Source organism: Burkholderia sp. MSMB1588 (genome assembly GCF_001546925.1).
GTDB lineage: Bacteria > Pseudomonadota > Gammaproteobacteria > Burkholderiales > Burkholderiaceae > Burkholderia > Burkholderia humptydooensis.
In genome coordinates, this window is record NZ_LNJS01000002.1 from 150,282 (window position 1) to 163,177 (window position 12,896).

General features: G+C 66.4%; 15 protein-coding genes. 8 read left to right on the forward strand and 7 right to left on the reverse strand.

Annotated elements, in window-relative coordinates; translation table 11 throughout:
• Positions 1–12: 12 nt before the first annotated feature.
• Together WS92_RS28945 and WS92_RS28950 are read left to right on the forward strand one after the other, a co-directional pair.
• Positions 13–1,227: a cation:proton antiporter gene (locus WS92_RS28945; RefSeq protein ID WP_059933116.1), complete on the forward strand. Its 1,215-nt coding sequence runs from the start codon at positions 13–15 to the stop codon at positions 1,225–1,227.
• Between the two features lie 44 nt (positions 1,228–1,271).
• A complete protein-coding gene (locus WS92_RS28950; protein WP_006023971.1) occupies positions 1,272–2,387 on the forward strand; it encodes a YbdK family carboxylate-amine ligase in 1,116 nt (371 codons plus the stop codon).
• 297 nt (positions 2,388–2,684) lie between these two features.
• Here the strand turns inward: WS92_RS28950 and WS92_RS33750 are convergent, their stop codons facing one another.
• Positions 2,685–2,948 carry a hypothetical protein gene (locus WS92_RS33750; RefSeq protein WP_009914046.1) on the reverse strand — a complete coding sequence of 88 codons (264 nt, stop codon included), beginning with the start codon at positions 2,946–2,948 and terminating at the stop codon, positions 2,685–2,687.
• Between WS92_RS33750 and WS92_RS28955 the strand changes: the two genes are divergently transcribed.
• The 4 genes from WS92_RS28955 (at position 2,901) to WS92_RS28970 (ending at position 6,362) form a co-directional block, all read left to right on the forward strand.
• Positions 2,901–3,542, forward strand: a complete 642-nt coding sequence (locus WS92_RS28955) for a MarR family winged helix-turn-helix transcriptional regulator (RefSeq protein ID WP_041861548.1) — start codon at positions 2,901–2,903, stop codon at positions 3,540–3,542. The genes WS92_RS33750 and WS92_RS28955 overlap by 48 nt on opposite strands.
• 40 nt (positions 3,543–3,582) lie before the next feature.
• Positions 3,583–4,293, forward strand: coding sequence for a glutamine amidotransferase (locus WS92_RS28960; protein WP_059933120.1), 711 nt, complete (start codon positions 3,583–3,585; stop codon positions 4,291–4,293).
• 186 nt (positions 4,294–4,479) lie between these two features.
• Positions 4,480–5,592 (forward strand): NADH:flavin oxidoreductase/NADH oxidase, encoded by a 1,113-nt coding sequence (locus tag WS92_RS28965; protein WP_059933122.1) that lies wholly within the window; start codon positions 4,480–4,482, stop codon positions 5,590–5,592.
• Positions 5,593–5,849: 257 nt separating this feature from the next.
• On the forward strand, positions 5,850–6,362 hold the full coding sequence (locus tag WS92_RS28970) for an SET domain-containing protein (protein ID WP_009914042.1): 513 nt from the start codon (positions 5,850–5,852) through the stop codon (positions 6,360–6,362).
• Positions 6,363–6,549: 187 nt separating this feature from the next.
• On the opposite strand, the gene WS92_RS28975 is transcribed toward WS92_RS28970, so the two are convergent.
• Complete coding sequence (locus WS92_RS28975; protein WP_006023966.1) at positions 6,550–8,016, reverse strand: sensor histidine kinase; 1,467 nt, start codon at positions 8,014–8,016, stop codon at positions 6,550–6,552.
• Positions 8,017–8,101: 85 nt separating this feature from the next.
• Complete coding sequence (locus tag WS92_RS28980) at positions 8,102–8,794, reverse strand: response regulator transcription factor (protein ID WP_004195796.1); 693 nt, start codon at positions 8,792–8,794, stop codon at positions 8,102–8,104.
• Positions 8,795–8,914: 120 nt separating this feature from the next.
• On the opposite strand from WS92_RS28980, the gene WS92_RS28985 reads away from it, so the two are divergent.
• Positions 8,915–9,145, forward strand: coding sequence for a DUF3717 domain-containing protein (locus WS92_RS28985; protein WP_059933124.1), 231 nt, complete (start codon positions 8,915–8,917; stop codon positions 9,143–9,145).
• Between the two features lie 82 nt (positions 9,146–9,227).
• Here the strand turns inward: WS92_RS28985 and WS92_RS28990 are convergent, their stop codons facing one another.
• Both WS92_RS28990 and phhA read right to left on the reverse strand, forming a co-directional pair.
• On the reverse strand, positions 9,228–9,599 hold the full coding sequence (locus WS92_RS28990) for a 4a-hydroxytetrahydrobiopterin dehydratase (RefSeq protein WP_258006885.1): 372 nt from the start codon (positions 9,597–9,599) through the stop codon (positions 9,228–9,230).
• Between the two features lie 17 nt (positions 9,600–9,616).
• Positions 9,617–10,510, reverse strand: coding sequence for a phenylalanine 4-monooxygenase (gene phhA / locus WS92_RS28995; protein ID WP_059933197.1), 894 nt, complete (start codon positions 10,508–10,510; stop codon positions 9,617–9,619).
• A 144-nt stretch (positions 10,511–10,654) separates the two neighbouring features.
• Here phhA and WS92_RS29000 point away from each other — a divergent pair, with 144 nt between their 5' ends.
• On the forward strand, positions 10,655–11,146 hold the full coding sequence (locus WS92_RS29000; protein ID WP_059933127.1) for an Lrp/AsnC family transcriptional regulator: 492 nt from the start codon (positions 10,655–10,657) through the stop codon (positions 11,144–11,146).
• Positions 11,147–11,162: 16 nt separating this feature from the next.
• On the opposite strand, the gene WS92_RS29005 is transcribed toward WS92_RS29000, so the two are convergent.
• Together WS92_RS29005 and WS92_RS29010 are read right to left on the reverse strand one after the other, a co-directional pair.
• The gene (locus WS92_RS29005) at positions 11,163–11,693 is read right to left on the reverse strand and encodes a class IV adenylate cyclase (RefSeq protein WP_006023961.1); all 531 of its coding nucleotides are present in this window, start codon (positions 11,691–11,693) and stop codon (positions 11,163–11,165) included.
• A 185-nt stretch (positions 11,694–11,878) separates the two neighbouring features.
• On the reverse strand, positions 11,879–12,778 hold the full coding sequence (locus WS92_RS29010) for a LysR family transcriptional regulator (RefSeq protein WP_059933129.1): 900 nt from the start codon (positions 12,776–12,778) through the stop codon (positions 11,879–11,881).
• Positions 12,779–12,896 lie beyond the last annotated feature (118 nt).

Sequence of the window (12,896 nt, forward strand, 5' to 3'; positions counted from 1 at the left end):
GAAGTCACCACGATGAAGTCAGCGTTCTCGTTTCTACCCAACTGGCCGCTCGTCCCGGATGCGATTTTCTGGGCCGGCTTCGCGCTCTTCGCCGCCGGCCTCTGCGGCGAGCTCTGCTATCGCGCATGGCGCCTGCCGCGCATCACGGGCTATGCGGTGATCGGCCTCATCGCCGGCTCGTTCGGCTTCGGCGTGATCGACGCGAGCACCGACGACACGTCGCGGCTCCTCGTCAACGTCGCGCTCGGCCTGCTGCTGTTCGAGCTCGGCAGCCGGCTCGACCTGCGCTGGATCCGCCGCAACCCGTGGCTCATCGCGTCGAGTCTCGCGGAGGCGACGCTCACGTTCGTGCTCGTGCTCGCGGTGCTGCTGCTGCTCAAGGTGCCGGGGATGATCGCGCTCGTGCTCGCGGCGATCGCGATCTCGACGTCGCCCGCGATGGTGATCCAGTTGAAGACGGAATTGCGCGCGGAAGGGCAGGTGTCGCAGCGGCTCATCACGCTGTCCGCGCTGAACAGCGTCTACGCAGTCGTGCTGACGAAGCTCGTCACGAGCTGGCTGCATCAGGAAGCATACGGCAACGTGTTCGCGACGATCCTGCAACCGATCTATCTGCTCGCCGGCTCGTTCATCGTCGCGTATCTGTTCGCTCGCGCATGCAATTATCTGTTCAGGCACGTCGCCGCGACGATGCGCGACGAGCATTCGTTCGTCGCGCTGTTCGGCCTCGTCGTGCTGGCGATTGCGGTCGCGCAGGTGCTCAAGCTGTCGACGATGCTCACGCTGCTGCTCGCCGGCATCATCGTGAAGAATCTCGAAGCGCGTCCGCAGTTGTGGCCCGAGCATTTCGGCACGGCCGGCTGGCTTCTCACCGTGATCCTGTTCGTGCTGACGCTCACGTCGTTCGAATGGCAGGACGTCGTCGCGGGCGGGCTCGTCGCGGGCGCGCTGATCGCGACGCGCTTTGTCGCGAAGCTCGTCGGCGTGCTCGCGTTCGCGAAGCCGAGCGGCCTCGGCGTGAAGCAGGGCGTCGCGCTCGGCTTCTCGCTCGTGCCGATGTCGGCGCTCGCGTACCTGCTCGTCGACGACACCTACCAGCTCTACCCGAATTTCGATCCGCGCCTGCGCGCGGTCATCATGTGCTCGATCGTCGTGCTGCAATTGATCGGGCCGCCTGTCGTTTATCGCAGCCTGTCGGCCGTCGGCGAGCGGCGCGACGCGAGCTGATCCGCGCGCCCGACGCTTACCGCCCCGTTATCCGGAACCACGCCATGGCACTCGAAACCTTCGTCAATTCCGAACCGTTCACGTTCGGCATCGAGCTCGAAATCCAGATCGTCAATACGCACAACTACGATCTGACTAAAGCGTCGTCCGATCTGATGCGGCTCATCAAGGATGCGAAATTTCCCGGCAACATCACGCCGGAGATCACCGAAAGCATGATCGAGCTGTCGACGGGCATATGCAGAACGCACGATCAGGCATTGGGCGAACTGCACGCCATCCGCGACACGCTCGTCAACGCGGCCGACCAGCTCAACGTCGGCCTCTGCGGCGGCGGCACGCACGCGTTCCAGCAATGGAGCGAGCGGCAGATCTTCGACGCGCCGCGCTTCCAGTACATCTCCGAGCTGTACGGCTACCTCGCGAAGCAGTTCACGGTGTTCGGCCAGCACGTGCACATCGGCTGTCCGGATGCCGACAGCGCGTTGTTCCTGCTGCACTCGCTGTCGCGCTTCATTCCGCATTTCATTGCGCTTTCGGCGTCCTCGCCGTACGTGCAGAACGTCGACACCGGATTTCATTCGGCACGCCTCAATTCCGTGTTCGCGTTTCCGCTGTCGGGCCGCGCGCCGTTCGTGCTCACCTGGCACGGCTTCGAGGAATACTTCACGAAGATGGTGAACACGGGCGTCGTCAACAGCATGAAGGACTTCTACTGGGACATCCGCCCGAAGCCCGGCTACGGAACGATCGAGGTGCGCGTGATGGACACGCCGCTGTCGGTCGACCGCGCGGCCGCGATCGCGTGCTACATCCAGACGCTCGCGCGCTATCTGCTGATCGACCGGCCGCTCAAGCTGTCGGAGGACGACTATCTCGTCTACACGTTCAACCGTTTCGAAGCGTGCCGCTTCGGGCTCGAGGGCACTTGCGTGAATCCGCAGACGGGAGAACGCCGGACGATCGCCGAGGACATCCTCGACACGCTCGATCGCATTGCACCGCATGCGGCTGCGCTCGGCTCGCGCGCGGCGCTCGACGAGATCGGCGCGCTCGCGAAGGCGCGCGTGAACGACGCGTCGTGGCTGCGGACGATCTTCAAGCAGGAAAAATCACTGAACGAAACGGTTCGCCAGCAGTGCCTGCGGTGGCGCGAGTGAAAAATAGTTTTGCAAATCCTCGCACTCGACGAGCACCGGTTCAGGTTTACCTCGACGTATACGTATGTAAACGTAGTAGTAGTTAACAAGCCTCCGCCGATTCTGTGGATAACTTGATATTTCGCCACAAAGTCAAAGACCTGTGACATTGACAACGATGCGGATCGCGCCGGAATTCCGGCGGACGCGCCGGGACGGAATTTTTTTCGGCTCGCCTGTGCGGCAGGTTGTCAAGAAACGGCGCACAGTCCGTTCCTGTGGTTATTCGGTGGTTATCCACAGGTTTGGTGGGATAACTTAGCTGTGCGATTTTCCGCTCTCGCTTAGAATGTCGGCTTCGCGGTGGTCGGCGCCGACGGGGGTGCTGAAACCGCGTGCAGGTTCGCGGCGTGTGCCTCGCGGCGAACATGTCGGACGCGCTCGCCCGGGTGCGCCCTTTTGAGACAGAGATCGAGACCTGATCTCCCCACAAACGGCCGCCTTCGAAAGACGGCCGGCAACAGCGAAAAGACTATGAGCGAAGGTGTTTACGGGAACCAGGCTGCGGGGCGAGTGACCCATAGCCTGTTGCGGTTGAGCACGGCTATGCGGAGCCAGGCATGGGATTGGGCGGAAGGCGCGGGGTTGACGCCGACGCAGGGTGAAATCCTCGTGCTGCTGCTCCAGCGCAAAGGGCCGATGCGTCTGGGCGAGATTGCGCGCGAAACGCAGTTGACCGCCGCGACGACGAGCGACGCGGTGAGCACGCTCGAGCACAAGGGGCTTGTCGAGAAGCGTCGCGCACTCGACGACGGCCGCGCGCTCGCGGTGCGTCTGAGCGCGCGCGGCCGCACGGCGGCGAAGAAGGCGCTGCAGTGGCCGGACTTCCTGTCGAAGGCGGTCGGCACGCTCGGCGGCGACGAGCAGGGCGTGCTGTATCGCGCGCTGCTGAAGACGCTGCGCGAGCTGCAGGTCAACGGCGACATTCCGCCGCACCGCATGTGCGTGACGTGCAAGCATTTCCAGCCGGGCAAGGCGGCGCGCAAGCCGACGTACCGCTGCTCGCTGCTCGATCTGGCGATGGCGGACAGCGATCTGCGTCTCGATTGCGCGGTGCACGAGGAAGCGGATGCCCTGACGCAGAAGAAGACCTGGAAACTCTTCGCGCAGGCGTGATGCGCGTCGAGCGAACGCTCGGCCGTGCCCGGAGGCGCTGATGAACGCTGAAGTCGTCGCGATTCGCCACGTGCATTTCGAGGACCTCGGGAGTTTCGAGCAGGTGCTCGGCGAGCGCGGCCGGCGCGTGCGGTACGTCGATGTCGGCGCCTCCCGCGTCGAGGTGCTCGACGCGCTCGAACCGTCGCTGCTCGTCGTGCTCGGCGGACCGGTCAGCGCCTACGACGACGATCTGTATCCGACGACGGCGCCGCTCGCGGCGCTCGTCGGCAAGCGGATCGAAGCCGGCTTGCCGACGCTTGGCGTCTGCCTCGGCGCGCAGTTGATCGCGCGGGCGCTCGGCGCGCGCGTGTATCCGGCCGCGGCGAAGGAGCTCGGCTGGACCCCGCTCACGCTGACGGATGCCGGGCGCGCGTCGCCGCTGCGCCACGTCGACGGTGCGATCACGTCGATGCTGCATTGGCACGGCGACACGTTCGATCTGCCGGCGGGCGCGATTCATCTTGCGTCGACGCCGGCGTGCCGCAACCAGGCTTTCTCGTGGGGCACGCACGTGCTCGCGCTCCAATGCCATCCGGAGATCCGCGCGGACCGCTTCGAGCCCTGGCTGATCGGCCATGCGGGCGAGATCGCGGCGACGCCCGGCACCGACGCGAAACGATTGCGCGAACAGACCGCGCAACTCGGTCCGACGCTCGAATGCGCGGCGCGCGGGATGTTCGGCGAGTGGCTCGATTCCGTCGGGCTGTAGGGCGATAGCGCAACAGGGCGGCCGCGCTCGTCCGAAACGAAAACGGCATCGGGTTCGCTGTCGATCGCCGGCGCTGGCCGTTTCCGCCGAATTCCATTTCCATGCCCCGCGCCGTCGCGTCCGCGGCAAGCTTTTGCGCTGCATGCTAACCTCGGCCGCTCGACTTCGTTCGTGAGGGCGGCTGCCATGAGTGCGTTGTTTTCTTCGTTCACGCTGCGCGGCGTGACGCTTCCCAATCGCATCGTGATTTCGCCGATGTGCCAGTATTCGGCCGAAAACGGCGAGGCGCGCGCATGGCACATGATTCATCTCGGTCAACTCGCGTTGTCCGGGGCGGGGCTGCTTTGCATCGAAGCGACGGCGGTCGAGCCCGACGGCCGCATTTCGCCCGTGGATCTCGGCTTGTGGAACGACGCGACGGAAGCCGCGTTCGAACCCGTGCTCGCGGCGATCCGCAAGCATTCGCCGATTCGCGTCGCGATGCAGTTGTCGCACGCGGGCCGCAAGGCGTCGAGCGACGTGCCGTGGAACGGCGGACAACTGATTCCCGTCGACCGGGGCGGCTGGCAGCCGCTTGCGCCTTCCGCCGTTGCGCATCGGGAGCACGAGCCGTCGCCGCTCGCGCTCGACGCGGCGGGGCTCGAGCGCGTTCGTCGCGCGTTCGTCGAATCCGCGAAGCGCGCGGCGCGTCTCGGCATCGACGCGCTCGAAGTCCATGCGGCGCACGGCTATCTGCTGCATCAGTTCCTGTCGCCGCTCGCGAACCGTCGCGCAGATTCGTACGGCGGCTCGCTCGAAAACCGGATGCGCTTTCCGCTCGAAGTGTTCGACGCGGTGCGCGCGGCGTTTCCGGACGATCGTCCGGTTGGCGTGCGCGTGTCCGCGACCGATTGGGTGGCGGGCGGCTGGGAGCTCGACGATACGATCGCGTTCGCGCGCGAACTGAAGCGGCGCGGTTGCGACTGGGTCGACGTATCGTCGGGCGGCGTGTCGCCGCTTCAGAATATTCCGGTGTCGCCCGGCTATCAGGTGCCGTTCGCGCAGGCGGTCAAGCGCGCGGTGGAGCTGCCGACGATCGCCGTTGGCCTCATCTCCGATCCCGAGCACGCAAATCGCGTGATCGAAGCGGGCGACGCGGATTTCGTCGCGATGGCGCGCGCGATGCTCTACGATCCGCGCTGGCCGTGGCATGCGGCCGCGCAACTCGGTGCGACGGTCAGTGCGCCGCCGCAGTACTGGCGTTCGCAGCCGCGCGAGCACAAGGCGTTGTTCGGCGACGTGTCGTTCGGCCAGCGTTGAGCGCCGCGCATGCCGATTCGATTGTCGATGCGGCCGAAAGTTGGCGATTCGGGCGGATTTCGCGCGACTTCGCGCATCGAGCGGCCATTCGATGTTGAACGAAGCAATCCCTACCGTGTAGGATTCGGGTGATTCGCACCCGGCGCCGCGCGCGGCATCCCACGCCGCACGCGGCGCGACGGACGAAGCCGCGCGACCGGCGCGCAATGCGCGGCGCGATCGTTTCAGTTCCAAGTCGTCTTCAAAGGATTCGTTCGATGAGTTCACGCAGGATCGTGGTACGCCGCTCGGGCGTTCACGGCAAGGGCGTATTCGCCGCGGCACCGATCAAGGCGGGGGAGCGCGTAGTCGAATACAAGGGCGAGCGGATCTCGTGGAAAGAGGCGCTGCGCCGCCATCCGCACGACCCGAACGATCCGAATCACACGTTCTACTTCGCGCTCGAAGAGGGCGGCGTGATCGACGGCAAGATCGACGGCAACAGCGCGCGCTGGATCAACCATTCGTGCGCGCCGAACTGCGAAGCCGAGGAGGTGGGCGGGCGCGTGTACATCCATGCGCTGCGCGACATCGACGAGCAGGAAGAACTGTTCTACGACTACGGGCTCGTGATCGACGCGCGCCTGACGAAGAAGCTCAAGCGCGAATACGCGTGCCGTTGCGGCACGGCGACGTGCCGGGGCACGCTGCTTGCAACGTCGGAAGACGGCGAAGGCAAGAAAAAGAGGAAGGCGAAGAAGGGCGGCAAGGACAAGAAAAAGAAGAAGTGACGCCTGGCGGCGCGCGCCGTTCGGCGCGGCGCCGATTGCCGCGAGTGCGGCCTTCAAGCCTCGCGTCGACGTTCCGGATTGCGAAGAAAGACGGCGCGATAGCGCGGTGCGTTTGCGGCTCGACCGTGCGCGTCGAGTTGCGTCGCGCCGCAGCGTGCGGGCGCAAGCCGCGCACGCTGCGATTGCTTCAGACCGAAGCGGTCGGCGATTCGGACGGATGCGGCGCCGGCGCGGACGGCTTGTCCGCGAGCGGCACGCGCACGACGAAGCGCGAGCCGCCTTCGGGCGCGTCCGCATACGATACCGTGCCGCCGTGCATCGCGATGATGTCGTGGACGATCGCGAGGCCGAGGCCCGCGCCCGTCTCGACGCCGTTGCCGCTCTGCGCGTCGCCGCGGAAGAAGCGCTTGAACAGGTCCGCCTGCTGCGCGGCGCTCACGCCCGAGCCGTTGTCCTCGACGACGATCTCGGCCGCCGCCTTGCCGTCGTCGAGCGCGATCCGCGAGACGTCCACCGTGATCCGCGCGCCTTGCGGCCGCGCGAGCGGCACGTACTTCAACGCATTGTCGAGCAGGTTCGCGATCACTTCGCGCAGCAGCACCGGATTGCCGCGCACGACGAGCGGCTCGTCGTCGGCGCGGCCGTCGCCGCGTTGAAAGCCGAGGTCGACGTGCGCGGCGAGCGCGCGCGGCACCCATTCGGCGCCGGTTTCGAACGCGAGGCCGGCGAGATCGACGTCGACGAAGCGGGCGGCCTGCTCGCCCGGCTCCGCGCGCGCGAGCGACAGCAATTGATTCGACAGCCGCACCGCGCGGTCGGCCGCCGAGCGCAACTCGCGCACCGCGGTCAGCGCCTGCTGCGGATCGCGCGCGACGGCCGCCTGCTCCGCGTGCAGCTTGATGGCGGTGAGCGGCGTGCGGAGCTGGTGCGCGGCGTCGGCGATGAATTTGCGCTGCGCATCGAGCGCGGTCTTCAGGCGGCCGAGCAGCGCGTTCATCGCGCTCGTGAGCGGCCGGATCTCGAGCGGCACCTCGGTTTCGTCGACGGGCTCGAGCGACGTGTGAGTCTGCCGGTTCAGCGAATCGGCGAGATGCGTGAGCGGGCCGAGCTGCTGATTGACGACGCGCCACACGATCCCCCAGCCGGCGAGCAGCAGCAACAGCAGCGGCATCATGATCGCGATCAGGAATTCCGCCGCGATCCGGTAGCGGTAGCGCACCGGCTGCGCGACCTCGACGATCATCGGATTGCCGCTTTCCGTCTGCTCGACCCGCACCTGCGCGACGCGCACCGCCTGGTTGTCGTATTCGGCCTCGAACACGTACGCGACGTGCATCCGGCGCACGCTCGCGCCCTGCAGCGGCAGCTTCGGATCGCCGGCGAGTTCGTGCTCGCCGTCGCTGATCCGGTAGATCAACTGTTCGGTCGGATCGGAGAACATCGCCTGCGCGAGCGGCGGCACCGTGAACGGCGCGTCGGGGCCGGCGATCTGGATCTGCTTCGAGATCGCCGCTGCGAGATCGGCGAGCGAGCGGTCGACGACGTGCTGCGTGTATTGCCACGCGAGCCAGTACGCAATGAGGCCGCTCATCAGCGCGAGCATCGACAGCGGCGCGGCTAGGCGCCGCAGCAGCGTGCGGCGCAGGCTGGTCACAGCCGGATCAGGGGACATCGCGCGAAAGAAAAGAATAAGCGCCGCTTCGCGAAGCGGCGCGGGTCGAGCATGCGGCGTCAGACCGTCAGACGCTCGCGGTCTGGCGTATTTCCTGCAGCAGATAGCCGAAGCCGCGCACCGTGACGATCTCGACACGGCACTGCTCGAGCTTCTTGCGCACCCGGTGCACGTAGACTTCGATCGCGGTGTCGCCGAGATCGCCGCCGAAGTGCGTCAGGTGATCCTGCAGTTGCGCCTTGCTGACGACGCGGCCGTGGCGCAGCAGCAGCATTTCGAGCACCGCGAATTCGCGCGGCGAAAGCTCGAGCGGCTTGTCGTCGTTGAAGATGCGGCGATCGACGCCCGACAGGCGCACGCCGCCGAGCGACACTTCCGGGCGCGGCATGTCGCTGTGCGGGCCGCTGCGGCGCATCACCGCGCGAATCCGCGCTTCGAGCTCGGCGGGCTCGAACGGCTTGAGCATGTAGTCGTCGGCGCCCGAATTGAGGCCCTGCACGCGATCGTTCAGCTCGTCGCGTGCGGTCAGCACGATGACGGGCGTGTGGCGGTTGGTCTGGCGGAAGCGCGACAGGAGTGTCATGCCGTCGATGCCGGGCAGGCCAAGGTCGAGGATCACGAGTTCGTGGCGGTTTTGCGCGAGCGCCTGCTCGGCAAAGATGCCGTCGTGAACCATGTCGACCGTGAAGCCGGCTTGTTCGAGGCTGCTTTGAATGCCGCGTGCGATGGGGCGGTCGTCTTCGATCAGAAGGAGTCGCATGAGATTCGCTCAAGTACAATGGGTTGGCGGTTCAGGCACGCGGGACAGCACGACGCCGTTTCCACGAAAACGTCGGGGGCCCGGCAACGAGCGGGACGGCCAGCAACGAACCTTTCGATCATGTCCGACATCTCGATCCATGAACTCGAAGCCGCGATCAATTTCTGGCGGGCCCGCTCGCCGTCGAGCGGCGACGAACTCGAACTCTGCGAAGAGGCTAGCGCGCTTTCCAAACCGTATGCGTTGCTGATTGTACAGCGCCAAAGTGCGCTGCAACTGGAAGGATTGGACCCTGAAGCGCGCAACGCATGGGACGCTTACGTTCTACTTAACAACGGCTTGGAAAGCTGAAGGCTTTCGCTTTATTCAGCATAGAAAACGCTTACGGAAAGCGATACGTTGACGATTCGAAATCGAATCCTCATCAGGGTAATCACGCAGCCTTCGCGTGCTTGCCCACTTCGTCGATGAAATGCGCAAGCTTGATGTCGCGCTCGGTGAGACCATTGGCGTCGTGCGTCGACAGCGTGACGTCGACGCGGCTGTAGACGTTGAACCACTCGGGATGGTGATCCATTTCCTGCGCCTTGATCGCGACGCGCGTCATGAAGCCGAATGCTTCGTTGAAATCGGCGAAGCGAAGGCTGCGCTGGATCGCGTCGCGGCCGGGAACGGCGGTCCAGTGAGGCAGGCTTGCGAGTTGCGTCTTGCGTTCTTCCGATGTGAGCTTGTGAATCATTTTCATACCTCGTCCGATGGCGGCGCGGCCGTGCCCGTTCGCGCGGCGGGGCGCCGTATCGGCCATTCTTTCATAATTGTTCGTCAAGCGTCTGTGTCGGTTGCCCAGCCTTCGCCCGTGCCGCGCGTAAGCACATGATCGCCGTCAAGCACGGCGCCCGCCGCGTGCTCGGGCGCGTCGGCGAGCCGCGCGGCGAGCGCGCGCGCGTCAACGTCGGCGAGCGCGAAGAGCTGCGCGAAATCGTCGATCACGAAGTAGGTCTTCTGGAACGTGTCGATCCGGTAGCGGGTCCGCATCACGCGCTCGAGATCGAAGCCGATCCGGTTCGGCGACGCGCTTTCGAGGCTGTAGAGCGTCTCGCCCTTGCTCGACACGATGCCCGCGCCGTAGATCCGCAGCCCGTTTTCGCCGCGCGCGCCGCGGATCAGGCCGAATTCGACCGTATACCAATAGAGGCGCGCGAGAAGCGCGAGCGCGCGCGGATCGCGGGCAACGCCGAGCGCCGCGCGGCCGTATGCGTGCATGTAGTCGGCGAATACGGGATCGATCAGGAGCGGCACGTGGCCGAACAGATCGTGGAAGCAGTCCGGCTCCTGTAGATAATCGAGCTGATCCGGGCGACGCATCCACCAGGTGACCGGAAACCGCCGGTTCGCGAGATGCTCGAAGAAGATGGCGTCCGGCACGAGGCCCGGCACCGCGACGATGCGCCAGCCGGTCGCGGGCTCGAGCCGGCGGTTCACGTCGGCGAATGACGGCACGCGCCCGGGCGCGAGACCGATGCGCGCGAGGCCGTCGATGAACGCGTCGCACGCGCGGCCGCGCAGCAGCGCCGCCTGCCGCGTATACAACTGCTTCCACACAGCATGGTCGACGCCGCCGTAGCGGGCGAGCGGCTGATCGATGGTGAAATCGGCGCGGGTTTCGAGGCCCGCGTCGAACTGTTCCTTCAGTTTCGCGGTGACGACGGTGGACATGGTGTACGCCTTGCTTCGCATCAGTGGTGAGGATGCATACAAGTGTAGAGCGGGGTTCGCGCGGATTGGACGCAAAGTCGGCGTATATTGGCATATAAATGCGATAATCATGCATCAAAATGCACAACTACGCGGAGAATCCTCATGCTGGAACTCGATCACTTCGATTTGGCGCTGCTCGACGTGCTGCAGCGCTTCGGCCGCGCGACGCATCAGCAACTGGGCGAAGAGGTGCCGCTTTCGCCGTCGCAGATCGGCCGGCGGCTGCAGCGGCTCGAGGCGGCGGGCGTGATCGACGGCTACCGCGTCGTGCTGCGGCCCGAGCGGCTCGGGCTTGGCGTCACCGCGTTCACGAGCCTGAAGCTCAAGCATCACGGCGATTCGATCATCGAGCAGTTCCAGCAGCAGATCGACGTGCTGCCGGAAGTGCTCGAATGCCACGCGGTGGTCGGCGACGCCGATTATCTGCTCAGGATCGTCGCGCCGGATCTGAATGCGCTGTCGTCGTTCGTGATGAAGAAGCTGATGCGGGTGCCGGGCGTCGACAGCGTTCGCTCGAACATCGTGCTCACGACGTTCAAGCGCAACGGGCCGCTGCCGCTCGGCCATCTGGCGTCGAGCGCGCCCGCCGCGTGACGCGCGCAGGCGCGCATTACGCGGCGGGCTCGGCCTGCGCGTTGAGCAGATCGACGTACGCTACCGCGACGAGATCGTCGCTCGGCACGCCGAGCTTCGCGAACACCGCGTGCGCTTCCGCGTGGCCGCCGTCCTCGTCGTCTTCGGGCCCGAGCACGACTTCCAGCTCGACGAAGTCGCCCAGGCCGTCGACGCGGTCGAGGTGGATCCGCGTGCGGCCCGCCAGATAGACGTGCCGCTCCTTCGTCACGATGCCGCGGGTCGTGAGCGCCGTCGCGAGGAGCGCGTGCATCGCGTCCGGGTTCGTCACCGGGCTGCGCGTGTAGTACGACGCCTTCGGGCCGTCCTGATCGTCGCGCTGGTAGAAGATCAGCTCGGCGGGCGTGCCGTCCTCGAAGCGGCGCAGCTTCAGGCGGCCGCGCGGCACGTCGTAGAAGAAATCCTGCTGCCGGTAGAAGAGCGGCGCCTCGGTCGCCAGCTCGGCGGCCCGTTCGCGCAGTTGTTCGAATTCGCGCGCGCGGGCTTTGATCTCGATGTTGCGGGCCATGCGGGTCTCCTGTGAAGAGCGTTTGCGGGTCCGGACAAACCATCCAGAAATTTCTATTCTATCGGGGCGCGAGCGATTTTGACGCGATGCGAAAAGGCCGCGCGCCGGCCGTGCGGGCGCGCATCGTTGCTTTTTCACGCTCCCCTATGCGTGCGAGCCGCCGCGCCGACCATCATCAGCGGCGCTCATATCGCCCATTGCTCGTCGATGAGGCGCAACGCGGCGGCGATCGCCGGTTCGTCGCGGCGCTCGGCGAGCGTGAGGAACGTGAGCTCGGCGGGCACCGCGATGTGCTCGACGATCGTGAGCGCGTGCGCGTGCGCCTCCCGCAGCGCGATCGAGTCGCGCGCGAGCGTCAGGCCGACGCCCGATTTGACGAGATCGAGCATCGACGTCTCCTGATCGACCTCCGCGACCTTGACGGGCTGCGCGCCCGCGTCGGCGAAGCGGCGCGACAGGAGCCGCTGGTGCGCGGACGCGGCGGGCGTCCAGATCCACGGCAGCGCCGCGAGCTCGCGCCACGTGCGCGCGCGCTGCACGCGCTCCTTCCAGCCGGCGGGCGCGAGCACCCGATAGCGGAACTGCGTGAGCGTCACCGTGTGGAAGCGCTCGGCGTCGCGCGGATCGTCCTCCTCCGGCCGGCCGATGTAGTAGCCGACGTCGAGCTCGCGCGCGCGGACCTGCTCGAGCACCCAGCCGGACATGCCGTGCCGCAGCGCCGTCTCGATCCGCGGGTGCGCCTCGACGAGCCGCTTCAGGAAGCCGCCGAGCCGCAGGAATTCGGGGTCGAGGATCGTGCCGATCCGCAGCCGGCCGCGCACCTCGTGCCTGAGCGCGGCGGCGGCGCGCTTCACGTCGGTCGCCGCGTCGAGCGCGCGTTCCGCGTGCGGCAGCAGCGCCTGGCCGTCGCGCGTGAGCACGAGCCCGCGCGACGTGCGCGCGAACAGCGCGACGCCGAGCAGGTCCTGCAGATTCTTGATCTGCAGGCTGACGGCGGGCTGCGTCAGATGCAGTTGCGCCGCCGCGCGCGTGAGGTTGCCCTCGCGCGCGACCGCGACGAACGCGCGGAGCAGAGTCAGGTCCATCGAGCAATATTAGCGCGGCTTATAACGCAATTGAGCATAACTCATTGGATCGGGCGCCGGGCTCGCGGGTACGCTTCGTTTCCGAAGCACGCGATGCGCGTGCCCGACGGAAAGCGGC